A 14,154-nucleotide genomic window follows, 5' to 3' on the forward strand; every position below is an offset into this window, starting at 1 on the left:
AGATTAAACCAGCACCCGCAACCCCGCAACCGGAAGAAGAAAAACCCTGCTCACGAGTAGTTTTGTGAGCAGGGTAGGTGGTATCTAGAGGACCGCGTTGCGCACCTTCGTGAAGTGGACCTTGTATCGCGTATCCACATCCACGTCAGGGAACGCGGCACGGAAGTCCCGGTCGTTGACCTCGATGGCGTCCTTAATTCGCAGGATCGGGGTATCGGGATCCGCCAGGACCTCGTACTGCAGAGTCGGCCGCGAGCGGTCGTAGGCGACGAGCCGCGAGACCTTCTCCACGCCCTCAACCTCAGCGAGGGTATCCGCCACCGCGCCTGCAATAGCGGACATCTCAGTTTTAATCGCGCCCTCCTCATTCGATTGTTCCGAAGAGACCGAGCTAAACCGATGGTGCCGCAGGTTGCTGATCACAAGCCACAGACCGGCTAGGGCGCAGACAATCGTCGCCAAGCCCAGCGCATAGGGCCACCAGCCCTGCTCCGGTAAGCCCGCCCATGTGTCGTGGTCAACCCACGTTGCCAGGTAGGTGGCAAAGGACACGTCGAAGTGAATGAGAATCGGCCACGCGCCCAGAGCAATGAGAAGGGCTCCCACAATGGCAAGGATCGTACGGTCCACGCCGGCAAGCGCCTTAGACATTAGCGATCTCCTCCTGTTCGTCCTCAATCACCACGGTGATGTCCGGAGCCGGGGTAATAGCCGCGAGTGCTGCGGTTACCGCCTCAGTCACGCGCTCTTTAAGCTGCGCGTCGTCGGCATCGCCCGTCGCAGTCACCGTTATGCGCGCTTGGTCCTTAGAGATCCGCGCCCTACTACGCGCCGCCGTGGTTCCTGGCACCCGACGCGCCGTTGCCGACGCCACCCGCGCAATGTCCACCGCGCGCAACCACATCGACGCATCCTCGGAGTCAATCCGCACGTGCGTCGTCTTCCGCGGCGCACACGCCGCCCACAACAAAAACAGTCCGATGAGGATGGCCGCACCGCCGGCCACCAGCATCCACCCGTGGATCTCCGGGGAGGACATCACATCGATGAACGGCTGCAACCACGACGCAGCGCCCTCATCGGCACCCACGACCCAGGCCTCACGCCCCACGACCACGGCGGCGACGAGCAGGACGACGCCCAGGATGATGGTCCAGCCGCGCGCCGGCGGGGAGGCCTTCGGGCGTTGACCAAAGCCAACGGGCAGGGAGCTCTCACTCATAATGGCCTCCTATCGTTGATCGTGATGGCGCGCAGCGGCGCCGGGCGCGGGACGTCTACCCGGCGTGTGAACTGGGCCGAGGGCCGAATCTCAATCGGGCGCAGCTGGAGCGGCTCGGCGTGCGGGGAGCGCAGCGCTGGTGCCTGCGGAACTTCCACGTGCCGCGGCTGGACCGGGCGGGGAGTAGTGATGCGGCGCAACGCGAATTCCTGGGGCGACGCCACCGAACGAACGTTGACGGGTGCGGGGTCAGCAATAGCACGCAGCGGCCGCGGCGCTGGCGTGCGAATTGGCCGAAGCTCGTCGTAGCGCTGCTCTGAAGGGCCGAAACCTTCCGTGCGAACCGCAACCTCGGATGGCGCGGCAACACCCCGCACCCGCGGTCCCTCCGGTGCCGCCACGGCACGTACCGTAGCCTCGCGTGGGACCTCGATGTGGCGCACGGGCGCGCCGTGCGCGGTGGTGATGGGCTTGAGGACACGCTCCGGAACAATCGCCGGGATCTGCGCCGGCAGCGGCGCCCGTGTCTCGACCGCCAAGGCAGTCGTGCGTTCGCCTGCCACGGCGCCACCCACGGTGACGTTGACGCGGGTGGTCCGGAAACCGGTGAAATCACGCACGGCCTCTCGTATCGCCGTGCGAACGGCCGCTGCAACGTCGGTGACGGGGGAGGGCCAGTAGACGGCGATATCGACGTCGACAGCGACCATCTGCGTATCCGGATCCATCTGCGCCATCACGCGCGGAAAGGCGCGGCCGGCCAGGCCGGCAAGTTTGGCGTCGACAGCCGCGGTTCCCGGCACACTCGCGATGGCGGAGCTAATCACCTTCTCCATCGCGCGCAGAGAAAAGCGGGTGCGGCCGTGTTTGGCGGTGCTCACTAGCCTCGGCCTCTATCCTGGCCGACCACGCCCTTCCATACCGCAGTGAGGTCGATGCGGCCGTCGAAATGCGCGCCAATCACGCCACCGACTGCGGCGAGCAGCACCGCGAGCGCGACGTACCACACGCCGAGGTAGATGAAAAAGGCCAGAACCAAGCCGGCGATCACGCCGAGGGAGGTGTAATTCTTCATGGTTTTCCTTTAGTTCTGTGGGTCGGTTCCTTTTAGACCGCGTCGTCGAAGACAACGTCCACGCGGCGCACCGCGGGCCAGGTGGCTCGGACGGTGGTGCGGGTGGCGTCGCCAAGCTCGGCGAGGGGGACGCCAGCGCTGACATCAACGACGAGGTGCAGCTCTAGGTGCGTGTCATCCTGCGGGCTGGGGCGGCGGATGCCATGCACGCGCTCACCGGGGAAGAGCAGCGCGACCTCCCCGAACCGGCCGGGCGAAAGCTTGGCGACGCCCCTCAGATCCGTCACCGCCTCCGCTATGGACGTGGCAATGGGGAGGGTGAGCTCGGCAGAGGTCACGTTATGCCTGGCCCTGGGTAACTGCCGGGGCCGTTTCGGCAGACTCGTCTTCTTCGCGCGGCAGCTTGACGTCGTGGACGACGACATCGACACGGTCCACGGACAGGCCGGTCATGCGCTCGACCGCGTTCATGATGTTGCGGCGGATAGCCTCGGCGAGCTCGTGGATGGCCACGCCGTACTCGGCGATGATGGCGATATCAATGGAAGCGGTGCCGTTGTTCACCTCGACGCTCACGCCCTGGCGGACGTCCTCGGAAGCGCCGAAGGATTCGCGGATGGAGCCCATCATGCGGGCGCCACCGCCGCCGAGGGCGGCGACGCCGGAAACCTCGCGGGCAGCGATGCCGGCGATCTTGGACACAACGACATCATCGATGCGGGTGGTGCCGAAATCGGTCTCCAGGTTCTTGTTGCGCTCCGGGGCAGGGGCCGGGGTGGCGTCGTTAGCCGGGGCGGTCTGCTCGGCGACGTCCTTGGGGGTGGTGTTCTCAGCCATGGTGGATCCCTCTCACTGTGTAGTTGATGTAGGTCTGTATCTACGCCACGAGCTTAACCTCGAACGCGGTCCGCGGGGCGGCGGAGAGTCAATCCTTGGCCAAAACGTGATGTTACCCACTGTTTCTGCAGGAGTTTGGAAAACGCGAGGTTACGTGCTTAAATACAGGGGTTGCTTTAACACAGCGGCGTAGCCGCAGGCTTCAGCCTGTAGGGCGTCGTTGCTGGTAAGGCGAACATGACACCTTTGTTGTGGAGTTCTTCTGGAACTACACGCGAAGGTCATCCGATCGGGCTAGGTCCGCGCTTGAGCAGAGACAATCCCGAGAAGATGGACCGGAGAAGGGGCATGGCAAATAAACAGCGGCAGTATATGAATAAGACTTTGGTTGCGGATCATTGAGATCTAACGCCCCAGTCTTCTTCCTATTTACTTTGACTACGGGTCTTGTACCCCGTCACGAGCACTGCACTCTGGGCTTTTGCCTTAAGTCACTCTCGTGGTCGTCATGACAGTCAGACAACTGGCGTTGAGCCATGGCTTCCAGCCCGGACAACGTTATAGAGAAATCGAGAAGCAATTTCCCACCGCTTCACGCCCCGGATAGGCCGGGAATGTGAAAGTGGGGAAGCGAGGAAGAGGATAAGCGTGGCGGGACAAAAAATCCGCATTCGGCTGAAGGCCTACGACCACGAGGCCATCGACGCTTCTGCTAAGAAGATCGTCGAGACCGTTACCCGTACGGGTGCTCGTGTTGTCGGCCCGGTGCCGCTCCCAACCGAGAAGAACGTATACGCCGTTATTCGTTCTCCGCACAAGTACAAGGACTCTCGCGAGCACTTCGAGATGCGCACTCACAAGCGCCTCATCGACATTCTCGACCCGACCCCGAAGACCGTTGACGCCCTTATGCGCATCGACCTTCCGGCAAGCGTCGACGTGAATATCCAGTAAGCGATCGACACAACGTATTTGGTGGAGAACAAACAATGAGTGAAAACGAGATCAAGGGAATTCTGGGCACCAAGCTCGGCATGACCCAGGTCTTCGACGAGGAGAACCGCGTTGTGCCGGTGACTGTCGTCGAGGCTGGCCCGTGCGTGGTTACCCAGATCCGTACTGTAGAAACCGATGGCTACAACGCCATCCAGATTGCCTTCGGCGAGAAGGACCCGCGCAAGGTCAACAAGCCTGCAACCGGTCACTTCAAGAAGGCTGGCGTGACCCCGCGCCGTTACGTCGCTGAGATCCGCATGGACGATACCTCCGCATACGAGGTCGGCCAGGAGGTCAAGGTGGATATCTTCGAGGGCGTGACCTTCGTCGACGTCACCGGCACCACCAAGGGTCACGGCTACGCTGGCGCCATGAAGCGCCACGGCTTCGCAGGCCAGGGCGCTGCCCACGGTAACCAGGCTGCTCACCGCCGCGTTGGTGGCATTGGTGGCGCTTCGTTCCCGGGCCGCGTCTTCAAGGGTAAGCGCATGGCTGGCCGCATGGGCCAGGACCGCGTGACCACCCAGAACCTGAAGATTCAGAAGATTGATGCCGAGTCCAACCTGCTGCTCATCAAGGGTGCTATCCCGGGTGCGCGCGGTGGCCTCGTCACCGTTAAGACCGCAGTGAAGGGCGGTGCACACGCATGAGCAACCTCAAGCTAGACGTCCAGACCGCTGACGGTAAGACCAACGGCACCGTTGAGTTGCCGGCCGAGCTCTTTGACACCGAGGCATCCATTGCTCTGATGCACCAGGTTGTCAACGCACAGCTCGCTGCCGCTCGTCAGGGTACCCACAAGACCAAGACTCGCGGCGAGGTCCGCGGCGGTGGTCGCAAGCCGTTCCGCCAGAAGGGCACCGGCCGCGCCCGCCAGGGCTCCATCCGTGCTCCGCACTACACCGGCGGTGGCACCGTGCACGGCCCGGTCCCGCGTGACTACTCCCAGCGCACCCCGAAGCGCATGATCAAGGCTGCTCTCTACGGCGCACTGTCTGACCGTGCACGCAACGAGCGCATCCACGTCATCGAGGAGCTCGTCCCGGGCCAGACCCCGTCCACCAAGCAGGCCAAGGCTTTCATCGAGCGCCTCACCGACCGCAAGAATGTTCTTCTGGTCATCGGCCGCGAGGACATCAATGCTCGCCGCAGCGCCAACAACCTGCCGAACGTCCAGATCCTGGACGCCGGCCAGCTGAACACCTACGACGTTCTCTACTCGGACGACGTTGTGTTCTCCGTTGAGGCTCTGCACACCTTCGTCGAGCGCGCTACCGGCGCCGCCGAGGAAGCTAAGGAGGAGAAGTAATGGCTAAGCTCGCTAACCCGCGCGACGTCATCATCGCACCGGTTGTGTCCGAGAAGTCCTACGGCCTGATGGAGCAGAACGTCTACACGTTCTACGTCTCCACGGACTCCAACAAGACCCAGATTAAAGATGCCGTCGAGCAGATCTTCGGCGTGAAGGTTGCTTCCGTGAACACCGTGAACCGTGCAGGTAAGCGCAAGCGCACCCGCACCGGCTTCGGTCAGCGTAAGTCCACCAAGCGCGCCTACGTGACGCTCCGTGAAGGCAGCGACTCCATCGACGTCTTCGGCGGTTCTGCTAGCTAGCAGAACGGCTTAAAGAGCCGATAAGGAAAAGGAAGAATTATGGCTATTCGTAAGTACAAGCCGACAACTCCGGGTCGCCGCGCATCCTCCGTGTCCGAGTTCGAGGAAATCACTCGCTCGACCCCGGAGAAGTCCCTGCTGCGCCCGCTGAGCAAGACTGGTGGTCGTAACAACTACGGCCGCATCACCACCCGCCACATCGGCGGTGGCCACAAGCGCCGTTACCGTCTCATCGACTTCCGTCGTACCGACAAGGACGGCATCCCTGCAAAGGTCGCTCACATCGAGTACGACCCGAACCGTACCGCTAACATCGCCCTCCTGCACTACGCAGACGGCGAGAAGCGCTACATCATCGCCCCGAAGGGCTTGAAGCAGGGCACCATCGTTGAGGCTGGTCCGAACGCAGATATCAAGGTTGGCAACAACCTGCCGCTGCGCAACATCCCGACCGGTACCACCATCCACGCTGTGGAGCTCAAGCCGGGCGCTGGCGCTAAGCTGGCTCGCTCCGCTGGTGCCTCCATCCAGCTGCTGGGTAAGGAAGGCAAGTACGCCATCCTGCGTATGCCGTCCTCCGAGATTCGTCGCGTCGACATCCGTTGCCGCGCCACCGTCGGTGAGGTTGGCAACGCTGACCAGATGAACATCCGTTGGGGCAAGGCCGGCCGTATGCGTTGGAAGGGCGTCCGCCCGACCGTCCGCGGTGTCGTTATGAACCCGGTCGACCACCCGCACGGTGGTGGTGAGGGTAAGACCTCGGGTGGTCGCCACCCGGTGTCGCCGTGGGGCCACAAGGAAGGCCGCACCCGCAACCCGAACCGTTACTCGAACAACATGATCGTGCGCCGTCGTCGCCCGAACAAGAAGCGCTAAGAGGAGGTAAACAATGCCACGCAGCCTTAAGAAGGGCCCGTTCGTCGATGAGCACCTCCTCAACAAGGTTGATGCTCAGAACGAGGCCGGCACCAAGCAGGTCATCAAGACCTGGTCTCGCCGCTCCACCATCCTGCCCGACTTCATCGGTCACACCTTCGCCGTCCACGACGGTCGTAAGCATGTCCCGGTGTTCGTCGAGGACTCCATGGTTGGTCACAAGCTCGGTGAGTTCGCACCCACCAAGACCTTTAAGGGTCACGTTAAGGACGACAAGAAGGGACGTCGATAAGCGATGAGTGACACCATCACCTCCGCATCCGCAACGGCTCGCTACGTCCGCGTTACCCCGATGAAGGCACGCCGCGTCATCGACCTGGTCCGCGGTAAGTCCGTAGCCGAGGCACTTGCAATCCTGAAGTACGCTCCGCAGGGCGCCGCTGAGCCGGTTGCCAAGGTTGTTGCATCCGCAGCTGCCAACGCTGAGAACAACTTCGGTCTCGATCCGCGCACCCTGGTCATCTCCGAGGCATACGCCAACGAGGGTCCGACCATGCGTCGTTTCCAGCCGCGCGCACAGGGCCGCGCATTCATGATTCGTAAGCGCACCAGCCACATCACCGTGGTTGTCGAGAGCCAGAAGGAAGGGGCCAAGTAATGGGCCAGAAGATCCATCCTCACGGCCTACGTTTGGGCATCACTTCCGACTGGAAGACCCACTGGTACGCCGATAAGGACTACGCAAATTACGTAGCCGAAGACATCAAGATCCGCGAGTACCTGGAGAAGGGCCTCGACCGCGCCGGCATCGCCGACGTCGTCATCGAGCGCACCCGCGACCGCGTCCGCGTGGACATTCACACCGCCCGCCCGGGCATCGTGATTGGCCGCCGCGGTGCTGAGGCTGACCGCATCCGCCGCGAGCTGGAGAAGCTCACCGGCAAGATGGTCGCCCTCAACATCCTCGAGGTCAAGCAGGTCGACGCCAACGCAAACCTGGTTGCACAGTCCATCGCTGAGCAGCTGGTTAACCGCGTGGCCTTCCGCCGCGCAATGCGCAAGGCCATCCAGTCCGCTATGCGCCAGCCGCAGGTTAAGGGTATTAAGATCCTCCTGGCTGGTCGTCTGGGCGGCGCTGAGATGTCCCGCACCGAGCGCTACCACGAGGGTCGCGTTCCGCTGCACACCCTTCGCGCCGAGATCGACTACGGCACCGCAGAGGCCCACACCACCTTCGGCCGCATTGGCATCAAGGTGTGGATCTACAAGGGTGACGTTGTCGGTGGCGTCCGCGAGTCCGAACTGAACGCTCCGGCGCAGGGCCGTGGCCGCGGTGACCGCAACGGTCGTCCGCGTCGTGGTGGCCAGCGTCGCCAGCGCGCACAGCAGAAGCAGGAGGGCTAATCCATGCTGATTCCTAAGCGCGTCAAGTACCGTCGTCAGCACCGCCCGACCCGCTCGGGTGTGTCCAAGGGCGGTAACCGCATCAACTTCGGTGACTACGCCATCCAGGCTCTCGAGCCGGCGTACATCACCAACCGCCAGATTGAGGCCGCACGTATTGCCATCAACCGCCACGTCAAGCGTGGTGGCAAGGTGTGGATCAACATCTTCCCGGACCGTCCGTTGACCCAGAAGCCGCTCGGCGTGCGTATGGGTTCCGGTAAGGGTCCCGTCGAGAAGTGGGTTGCCAACGTTAAGCCGGGCCGCATCCTCTTCGAGATGACCTACCCGAACGAGGCTACCGCCATCGAGGCCCTGCGCCGCGCTGGTCAGAAGCTTCCGTGCAAGGTCCGCATCATCAAGAAGGAGGACCAGTTCTAATGGCTAACGGTACCCCCGCCCACGAGTTCCGCGAGCTCGACAATGCTGAGCTGGAGAACCGCCTGAAGGACGCGAAGGAAGAGCTCTTCAACCTTCGTTTCCAGAAGGCCACCGGCCAGCTGACCAACAACCGCCGCATCGGCACGGTTAAGCGCGACATTGCCCGCATCTACACCGTTCTGCGCGAGCGCGAGCTGGGCCTGTCCGTTGCTCCGGGAGCTGAGGCTTAATCATGAGTGAGGCAAACGTGAACACTAAGAAGGAAAAGGGCGCTCGCAAGACCCGCACCGGCATCGTTGTCTCCGACAAGATGAATAAGACCATCGTTGTCGAGCTCGAGGACCGCAAGCAGCACGCCCTCTACGGCAAGATCATGCGCACTAACAAGAAGGTTAAGGCGCACGACGAGAACGAGACCGCCGGCATCGGCGACCGCGTTCTCATCGCCGAGACTCGCCCGCTGTCCAAGGACAAGCACTTCCGTCTCGTCGAGATCGTGGAGAAGGCTAAGTAATATCTAGCCCTCTTCTACGTGAATAGCCCCCACGATAACCGTGGGGGCTATTTTTGATCCTGCAAGGCGCTCTTCTACGAGACCAGCTCCTCTAGCGCGTGCCGCGGTATGTGAGCGCAATGGCAAGGCAAAACGCATTGAGCACCGTGCCGACCGCGAGAAGGAACGTGCCGATGCGGTAGGGCGTAGTGCTGGTCACGTCGATGGTGTTAAAGATCTGAACCCAGACCAACCAGCCTGCGATGAGCGTGCCCGCCCCGAGGGCGGTGAGCGCGCGGAGGCCACGGGTGGGGCGTTGGGCGGGGGAGAAGGCGTGGTAGGAGGCGTCGATAAGCGCTAGCACGGCAAGGATGATCGATGTCCAGGCCGCGACGGGCACCGGGAGCAGGGCCGAGGTGCCGAAGAATACCGGCAGGAGGAAACATATCGCGACGAGAACGAGGAGGACCGCGTTTAAGACGGCTGTGCGCAGGGGATAGTTCATAGCCGTGCCTCTACTTCGGTGCGTGTGGGCGGCTGGGCGCCGGTGCGTGAGACTGTGATGGCCGCGGCAGCCGCCGCAAACTGCAGGATCTCGCGCCAGTCTTCGGCGCTGAGCTCGGCTGCATTCCCGTCTCGTTCCGCCAGAAGAGTCAGGAGTGCAGCCATAACCGTGTCGCCCGCGCCGATGGTGTCCGCCACCTCGACGTTCACCGGCGGGACCTCCAACGACACCGACGCCGTGCGCACGCTCAGCCCGTCCGCCCCGCGCGTGGTGACCACCACCGGTACCTGCTCCAGTGCCCCAGCCCCAAGGAAATCAACCTCTTCTTCACTGAGCTTCAGCAGCGTGACGTGAGGAAGCAGACTCAGCAGGAACTCGCGGTGCTCCGCAGTGGCGAAGAAGGGCCGGATGTTCGGGTCCAGCGCCACCTTCGTCCCGCGCGCAGCCAAGTCCTGGAGAAGCGCGGCATAACGCGAGGCGCCCGGCTCCAGCGCTAGGGAGACGGTGCCGAAGCAGGCCCAGGGGACGTCGGCAAGCGCGGGCTCCACGAAGCGGTCGGCAGTACCTTCTGTGTAAAAGGAATAGGTGGCCGAGCCATCGTCGGCGATGTTGCACACCGCCAGCGTGGTGGGTTCCTCGCCGCGCTGCACAAGGGAGGTGTCCACGCCCTCCTCGGTGAGACGCTCCTCCAGCGCACAGCCGAATGCGTCCTTCGATAGACGGGACTGAAAGCCCACGTCAGCGCCCAATCGCCCGGCTGCCACCGCCACGTTGAAGGGGCCGCCACCCAACGCCGGTTGGAGGTCAGCCAGCTGCCCGCGGCCACGCGGCACAAGATCAACGAGGCCTTCGCCACACACCATAGTGTCCATAGAGCCCATACTATCGAGGGCATGAACTACCGTCCGCTTTTTCATCTCTCCCCGCCCTCCGGCCGCTTGAATGACCCGAACGGAATCTTCCTTGATGGCGATACTCTGCACGTCTACTACCAGCACGACCCGTGCTTCCCACACGCTAAGAAACAAACGGGGTGGGGGCACGCCGTAGCATCGCTGGTCGCCGCGCAACCGTGGCGACACTACCCGGACGCGCTGTATCCCATCCGTGAGCATGACGCCCACGGCTGCTACTCGGGCGGCGCAGTGGTCGACGGCGAGGACGTCTGGCTGTTCTATACCGGCAACCTCAAGCGCGATGGCGTACGGATTCCCTCGCAGAACCGCGTGCGCGTGGTGGACCCCTCCGGCCCGGCAGGTGGTTTCTACGAACATGACCCGGCGAACCCGCTCATCAATGGGGCCGCGGAGGGGTTCACGGGGCACTACCGGGATCCCCAGATCACCCGTGATGATGCGGGCTGGCGCATGGTGCTCGGCGCGCAAGCGGAGGATGAAACGGGGCACGTGGTGCTCTACCGCTCCACGGACTTGGCGCACTGGTCCTTCCAGGGGGCTATCACCTTCGACACCTCTGGCGCTGAGTCTGGTCTCAGCCCTGACCTCGTGCCGGGCGGCTACATGTGGGAATGCCCCAACCTTGTGACGCTGCGTGACCGCGCTACGGGCGAGGACAAGGACGTCCTGGTCATCTGCCCGCAAGGTCTCGAGCCGGTGCTTGCCGACGGCTCCACCCACTACGCCTCCTCCGACCAGTGCGGCTACCTCGTGGGTCGACTCGATGGCACGGTTTTCCACGTGGAGCGTGGTTTTAGTGAGCTGGACTATGGCCACCAGTTCTATGCACCACAGCTGGTGGAGAAGGACGGCGAGGCCATCATGCTGGGGTGGATGGGGTTGCCGGCGCAGGATGACACCCCGACCGTGGAAGAAGGGTGGGTCCACACGCTCACTCTGCCGCGGCGCGTGTGGTTGGAGGATGGATGGCTGCGCCAAGCTCCAGTCTGGGAGCTGCCGGAGAACGACTCGGTTGCAATGCTTCAGGCAGGCGAAGGCACGTACGCGCTTGTCGACGACTCCGGGGCCGAAGCCTTCCGCGTCACCTACGGCGGGGGAGAACTCCGCTTGGCTTGCGGCGGTGATGGGCGCGTCGTGCCGTGTCCGGCTGGTTCCCTGGAACTCATCGCGGATGGCTGCGCGGTGGAGGTCTTTGCGGGCGATGGGCGGATTGCGGGGGCGTCGGCGGTTTTTGGTGCCAGCGGCGCTCGCTGGAAGGGCTGGGAAGCCCGATAGGGTGTGAATCTTCCTATATTTGTGCCCGAATGCTTGGCTTTCTGTGGGGTGGCGTGTCTAATGGAAGGTGACACTACATAATTCATCTCACTCTAGGAGGCACGGCGGCATGGATCACTCACAAGTCGCGGAGCGAATCCTGAAAGCCATCGGCGGCGAAGACAACATCGTGGCGCTCGCGCACTGCGCCACCCGCCTGCGCATGGTGCTCAAAGACAGCAAGAAGGTCGACAAGGCTGCGCTGGAAAACGATCCGGACCTCAAGGGCATCTTTGAGGCCGGCGGTATGTTCCAGGTCATCGTTGGCCCGGGCGATGTCAACATCGTCTTCGACCAGCTCAACAAGATAACCACCAAGGACATCGCGGTCTCCACGGACAAGCTCAAGGACATCGCCGCCGATTCCGGCAACTGGTTCTCCCGCGCGGTGAAGGTCCTCGCGGATATCTTCGTGCCGCTCATCCCGATTCTGGTCGGTGGCGGTCTGCTCATGGCGCTCAATAACGTGCTTACCGTCAACGGCCTTTTTGGCGAGCAGTCAGTCATTGAGATGTTCCCGGCTATGGCCGATGTTGCCGGGCTTATTAACCTCTTGGCCTCCGCGCCGTTTGCGTTCTTGCCTATTTTGGTGGGCTTTACCGCCACCAAGCGTTTTGGCGGCAACGAGTTCCTCGGCGCCGGCATGGCTATGGCGATGGTGATGCCGGACTTGGTCAACGGTTACCAGGTAGCCGCGACCATCGAAGCGGGGGAGATGACCTACTGGAACATCTTCGGCCTCGACGTGGCCCAAGCCGGCTACCAAGGCTCCATCCTGCCCATCCTCGTCATCGCCTGGATTCTTGCCACGATTGAGAAGTTCCTGCACAAGCACCTCAAGGGCACGGTGGACTTCCTGCTTACCCCGCTGCTGACGTTGCTGGTGACGGGCTTTATCACCTTTATTGCGGTGGGTCCGGTGCTGCGCACCGCTGGCGACATGCTGGGTGCTGGCCTGAATGACCTCTACACGTTCGCCGGCCCGGTGGGCGGCTTCATCTTTGGTCTCTTCTATTCGCCGATCGTCATCACGGGTCTGCACCAATCCTTCCCGCCGATTGAGACGATGCTGTGGAACGAGGGCGGCTCCTTCATCTTTGCGGTGGCTTCCGTGGCTAACATTGCCCAGGGTGGTGTGGCCCTGGCGGTCTACTTCCTGGCCCGCTCTGAGAAGCTCAAGGGCCTGTCTGGTGCTTCGGGTGTGTCGGCGCTCTTCGGCATCACCGAGCCCGCCATCTTCGGTGTGAACCTGCGACTGCGCTGGCCGTTCTACATCGGTATGGGCGCGTCCGCGATTGCTGCGACGCTCATTGCGCTTTTCGACGTCAAAGCCACCGCCCTCGGCGCCGCCGGCTTCATCGGCTTCGTGTCCATGCGTCCCGAGGACTACACGCAGTTCTTCATCTGCGCTTTTACCTCTTTGCTCCTTTCCTTCGGCGTGGCCTTTGCCTATGGCCGTTACCTGATTGCCAAGAACGGTTCCATCGACCCGGATGAGACCGGTGCTGCCACTGGTGCCGGCGGCGCTGTGTCTGCTGCCACCGCGGACCCGAACGCCTATCGCGTGGCTTCCCCGCTGGCTGGTACTGCTATCGCTTTGGAGTCGGTCTCGGATCCGATGTTCGCGGCGGGCAAGCTAGGCGCCGGCGCGGCCGTCGAACCCTCCGAGGGGCGTCTGGTCTCCCCGATCGACGGTAAGGTCACCGTCACCTTCCCCTCCAAACACGCGTATGCCGTGCGCGGCAAGGACGCCGACGGCAACAACGTGGACATCCTCATGCACATCGGGTTCGATACCGTGAACCTGAAGGGCGAACACTTCACCTCGCACGTCTCCAAAGGCGATGAGGTGAAGGCTGGCGACCTGCTGTGCGAGTTCGATATCGAGGCAATCAAGGCCGCCGACTACCCGGTAACCACGCCGGTCGTCGTCTCCAACTCGAAGAAGACGGGTCCGGTCCTCCCGGCCTATGCCGCGGGCGAGGAGATCTCCTTCGGCGATGAGCTTCTGACGGTGGACCCGAAACCAGAGCCTGCAGCTGAAACTGCCGCCGCCTCAGCGGAGAAGGCCTAGGAGCTCCGGCCACGGCGAAGGCCTAAAGCCCTCGCCCGCCGCTCCTAAAAGTGCAGACCTGGAAGTGCAGATGTGCAGGAGGGCGTCGTCAAGCGCCAAGCAGTGCTTAGCGACGACCAGCAGGTCTGCACTTCCAGGTCTGTACATTTGCGTCTTAGGGGGGCGCATGCGCGAGGGGGACATGCCGATGGGGGCCTCGTCGGGCAGCCGGGGTGTGCCATGGAGCAGGGAAGTGGTGCAGCGCGCGATTTGGGGAAACGGCGGCGAGCATGCTTGAATGTATGGGTTGCATATGGCCGGTCGGTGCAGCGCGATGCGTTTCCGAATCGCCGCACCGAGACCCTTCGACCGCTGTGAACAGCGAGTTCGTCGCACAGCCTGTGCCACGTAAGCAAGTAGACCAGGTG

Annotated in this window: 21 protein-coding genes; 13 read left to right on the forward strand and 8 right to left on the reverse strand. The window is 62.9% G+C overall.

Annotation, left to right across the window (positions count from 1 at the left end):
• Positions 1 to 84 precede the first annotated feature (84 nt).
• Genes HMPREF2806_RS08745 through HMPREF2806_RS08770 form a run of 6 tightly spaced genes read right to left on the reverse strand, consistent with a single transcriptional unit; the run spans position 85 to position 3,134 of the window.
• Positions 85 to 651 carry an Asp23/Gls24 family envelope stress response protein gene (locus HMPREF2806_RS08745; protein ID WP_070517399.1) on the reverse strand — a complete coding sequence of 189 codons (567 nt, stop codon included), beginning with the start codon at positions 649 to 651 and terminating at the stop codon, positions 85 to 87.
• On the reverse strand, positions 644 to 1,222 hold the full coding sequence (locus HMPREF2806_RS08750) for a DUF6286 domain-containing protein (protein ID WP_070517400.1): 579 nt from the start codon (positions 1,220 to 1,222) through the stop codon (positions 644 to 646). Before HMPREF2806_RS08750 ends, HMPREF2806_RS08745 begins: the two co-directional genes overlap by 8 nt.
• Positions 1,219 to 2,103: an Asp23/Gls24 family envelope stress response protein gene (locus HMPREF2806_RS08755; RefSeq protein ID WP_232745387.1), complete on the reverse strand. Its 885-nt coding sequence runs from the start codon at positions 2,101 to 2,103 to the stop codon at positions 1,219 to 1,221. The genes HMPREF2806_RS08750 and HMPREF2806_RS08755 overlap by 4 nt, the downstream gene beginning before the upstream one ends.
• Entirely contained in the window at positions 2,103 to 2,297 is a 195-nt protein-coding gene (locus HMPREF2806_RS08760; protein ID WP_010189668.1) for a hypothetical protein, read from the reverse strand. Before HMPREF2806_RS08760 ends, HMPREF2806_RS08755 begins: the two co-directional genes overlap by 1 nt.
• Positions 2,298 to 2,329: 32 nt before the next feature.
• On the reverse strand, positions 2,330 to 2,635 hold the full coding sequence (locus tag HMPREF2806_RS08765; protein ID WP_070517401.1) for a hypothetical protein: 306 nt from the start codon (positions 2,633 to 2,635) through the stop codon (positions 2,330 to 2,332).
• Between the two features lies 1 nt (position 2,636).
• Entirely contained in the window at positions 2,637 to 3,134 is a 498-nt protein-coding gene (locus HMPREF2806_RS08770; protein ID WP_046648480.1) for an Asp23/Gls24 family envelope stress response protein, read from the reverse strand.
• Between the two features lie 648 nt (positions 3,135 to 3,782).
• Here HMPREF2806_RS08770 and rpsJ point away from each other — a divergent pair.
• Genes rpsJ through rpsQ form a run of 11 tightly spaced genes read left to right on the forward strand, consistent with a single transcriptional unit; the run spans position 3,783 to position 8,958 of the window.
• Positions 3,783 to 4,088, forward strand: a complete 306-nt coding sequence (rpsJ, locus tag HMPREF2806_RS08775; RefSeq protein ID WP_003848085.1) for a 30S ribosomal protein S10 — start codon at positions 3,783 to 3,785, stop codon at positions 4,086 to 4,088.
• A 35-nt stretch (positions 4,089 to 4,123) separates the two neighbouring features.
• Entirely contained in the window at positions 4,124 to 4,780 is a 657-nt protein-coding gene (gene rplC, locus HMPREF2806_RS08780; protein ID WP_046648479.1) for a 50S ribosomal protein L3, read from the forward strand.
• A complete protein-coding gene (gene rplD / locus HMPREF2806_RS08785; protein ID WP_010189650.1) occupies positions 4,777 to 5,439 on the forward strand; it encodes a 50S ribosomal protein L4 in 663 nt (220 codons plus the stop codon). Before rplC ends, rplD begins: the two co-directional genes overlap by 4 nt.
• The gene (gene rplW / locus HMPREF2806_RS08790) at positions 5,439 to 5,744 is read left to right on the forward strand and encodes a 50S ribosomal protein L23 (protein ID WP_042529293.1); all 306 of its coding nucleotides are present in this window, start codon (positions 5,439 to 5,441) and stop codon (positions 5,742 to 5,744) included. The genes rplD and rplW overlap by 1 nt, the downstream gene beginning before the upstream one ends.
• Before the next feature lie 39 nt (positions 5,745 to 5,783).
• On the forward strand, positions 5,784 to 6,620 hold the full coding sequence (gene rplB, locus HMPREF2806_RS08795) for a 50S ribosomal protein L2 (RefSeq protein ID WP_010189648.1): 837 nt from the start codon (positions 5,784 to 5,786) through the stop codon (positions 6,618 to 6,620).
• A 13-nt stretch (positions 6,621 to 6,633) separates the two neighbouring features.
• Positions 6,634 to 6,912, forward strand: coding sequence for a 30S ribosomal protein S19 (gene rpsS / locus HMPREF2806_RS08800; RefSeq protein ID WP_010189646.1), 279 nt, complete (start codon positions 6,634 to 6,636; stop codon positions 6,910 to 6,912).
• 3 nt (positions 6,913 to 6,915) lie between these two features.
• The gene (rplV, locus tag HMPREF2806_RS08805; RefSeq protein ID WP_010189645.1) at positions 6,916 to 7,278 is read left to right on the forward strand and encodes a 50S ribosomal protein L22; all 363 of its coding nucleotides are present in this window, start codon (positions 6,916 to 6,918) and stop codon (positions 7,276 to 7,278) included.
• Complete coding sequence (rpsC, locus tag HMPREF2806_RS08810; protein ID WP_049157353.1) at positions 7,278 to 8,024, forward strand: 30S ribosomal protein S3; 747 nt, start codon at positions 7,278 to 7,280, stop codon at positions 8,022 to 8,024. Before rplV ends, rpsC begins: the two co-directional genes overlap by 1 nt.
• Positions 8,025 to 8,027: 3 nt before the next feature.
• Entirely contained in the window at positions 8,028 to 8,444 is a 417-nt protein-coding gene (gene rplP / locus HMPREF2806_RS08815) for a 50S ribosomal protein L16 (protein WP_010189643.1), read from the forward strand.
• Positions 8,444 to 8,674, forward strand: a complete 231-nt coding sequence (gene rpmC, locus HMPREF2806_RS08820; protein ID WP_046648476.1) for a 50S ribosomal protein L29 — start codon at positions 8,444 to 8,446, stop codon at positions 8,672 to 8,674. The genes rplP and rpmC overlap by 1 nt, the downstream gene beginning before the upstream one ends.
• 2 nt (positions 8,675 to 8,676) lie before the next feature.
• Entirely contained in the window at positions 8,677 to 8,958 is a 282-nt protein-coding gene (gene rpsQ, locus HMPREF2806_RS08825) for a 30S ribosomal protein S17 (RefSeq protein ID WP_010189641.1), read from the forward strand.
• A gap of 91 nt (positions 8,959 to 9,049) precedes the next feature.
• Here the strand turns inward: rpsQ and HMPREF2806_RS08830 are convergent, their stop codons facing one another.
• A complete protein-coding gene (locus HMPREF2806_RS08830; RefSeq protein ID WP_046648475.1) occupies positions 9,050 to 9,442 on the reverse strand; it encodes a hypothetical protein in 393 nt (130 codons plus the stop codon).
• A complete protein-coding gene (locus tag HMPREF2806_RS08835) occupies positions 9,439 to 10,314 on the reverse strand; it encodes a carbohydrate kinase family protein (protein WP_070517487.1) in 876 nt (291 codons plus the stop codon). Before HMPREF2806_RS08835 ends, HMPREF2806_RS08830 begins: the two co-directional genes overlap by 4 nt.
• Before the next feature lie 21 nt (positions 10,315 to 10,335).
• Here HMPREF2806_RS08835 and HMPREF2806_RS08840 point away from each other — a divergent pair, with 21 nt between their 5' ends.
• Complete coding sequence (locus tag HMPREF2806_RS08840; RefSeq protein WP_070517402.1) at positions 10,336 to 11,634, forward strand: glycoside hydrolase family 32 protein; 1,299 nt, start codon at positions 10,336 to 10,338, stop codon at positions 11,632 to 11,634.
• Positions 11,635 to 11,743: 109 nt separating this feature from the next.
• Positions 11,744 to 13,747, forward strand: a complete 2,004-nt coding sequence (locus HMPREF2806_RS08845) for a sucrose-specific PTS transporter subunit IIBC (protein WP_070517403.1) — start codon at positions 11,744 to 11,746, stop codon at positions 13,745 to 13,747.
• Positions 13,748 to 14,154: the final 407 nt, after the last annotated feature.

Origin of the sequence: Corynebacterium sp. HMSC076G08 (assembly GCF_001811515.1) — a bacterium.
Lineage (GTDB): Bacteria > Actinomycetota > Actinomycetes > Mycobacteriales > Mycobacteriaceae > Corynebacterium > Corynebacterium hiratae.

What these genes read in the sequence shown, in the direction of transcription:
- HMPREF2806_RS08830 (WP_046648475.1), bottom strand. Translation starts at nt 9,442, where the DNA reads ATGAACTATCCCCTGCGCACAGCCGTCTTAAACGCGGTCCTCCTCGTT.
- HMPREF2806_RS08845 (WP_070517403.1), top strand. Translation starts at nt 11,744, where the DNA reads ATGGATCACTCACAAGTCGCGGAGCGAATCCTGAAAGCCATCGGCGGC.
- HMPREF2806_RS08750 (WP_070517400.1), bottom strand. Translation starts at nt 1,222, where the DNA reads ATGAGTGAGAGCTCCCTGCCCGTTGGCTTTGGTCAACGCCCGAAGGCC.
- HMPREF2806_RS08760 (WP_010189668.1), bottom strand. Translation starts at nt 2,297, where the DNA reads ATGAAGAATTACACCTCCCTCGGCGTGATCGCCGGCTTGGTTCTGGCC.
- HMPREF2806_RS08745 (WP_070517399.1), bottom strand. Translation starts at nt 651, where the DNA reads ATGTCTAAGGCGCTTGCCGGCGTGGACCGTACGATCCTTGCCATTGTG.
- HMPREF2806_RS08770 (WP_046648480.1), bottom strand. Translation starts at nt 3,134, where the DNA reads ATGGCTGAGAACACCACCCCCAAGGACGTCGCCGAGCAGACCGCCCCG.
- rpsC (WP_049157353.1), top strand. Translation starts at nt 7,278, where the DNA reads ATGGGCCAGAAGATCCATCCTCACGGCCTACGTTTGGGCATCACTTCC.
- HMPREF2806_RS08840 (WP_070517402.1), top strand. Translation starts at nt 10,336, where the DNA reads ATGAACTACCGTCCGCTTTTTCATCTCTCCCCGCCCTCCGGCCGCTTG.
- rplP (WP_010189643.1), top strand. Translation starts at nt 8,028, where the DNA reads ATGCTGATTCCTAAGCGCGTCAAGTACCGTCGTCAGCACCGCCCGACC.
- rplB (WP_010189648.1), top strand. Translation starts at nt 5,784, where the DNA reads ATGGCTATTCGTAAGTACAAGCCGACAACTCCGGGTCGCCGCGCATCC.
- HMPREF2806_RS08835 (WP_070517487.1), bottom strand. Translation starts at nt 10,314, where the DNA reads ATGGACACTATGGTGTGTGGCGAAGGCCTCGTTGATCTTGTGCCGCGT.
- rplD (WP_010189650.1), top strand. Translation starts at nt 4,777, where the DNA reads ATGAGCAACCTCAAGCTAGACGTCCAGACCGCTGACGGTAAGACCAAC.
- rpsQ (WP_010189641.1), top strand. Translation starts at nt 8,677, where the DNA reads ATGAGTGAGGCAAACGTGAACACTAAGAAGGAAAAGGGCGCTCGCAAG.
- rpmC (WP_046648476.1), top strand. Translation starts at nt 8,444, where the DNA reads ATGGCTAACGGTACCCCCGCCCACGAGTTCCGCGAGCTCGACAATGCT.
- rplC (WP_046648479.1), top strand. Translation starts at nt 4,124, where the DNA reads ATGAGTGAAAACGAGATCAAGGGAATTCTGGGCACCAAGCTCGGCATG.
- rplV (WP_010189645.1), top strand. Translation starts at nt 6,916, where the DNA reads ATGAGTGACACCATCACCTCCGCATCCGCAACGGCTCGCTACGTCCGC.
- rpsS (WP_010189646.1), top strand. Translation starts at nt 6,634, where the DNA reads ATGCCACGCAGCCTTAAGAAGGGCCCGTTCGTCGATGAGCACCTCCTC.
- rplW (WP_042529293.1), top strand. Translation starts at nt 5,439, where the DNA reads ATGGCTAAGCTCGCTAACCCGCGCGACGTCATCATCGCACCGGTTGTG.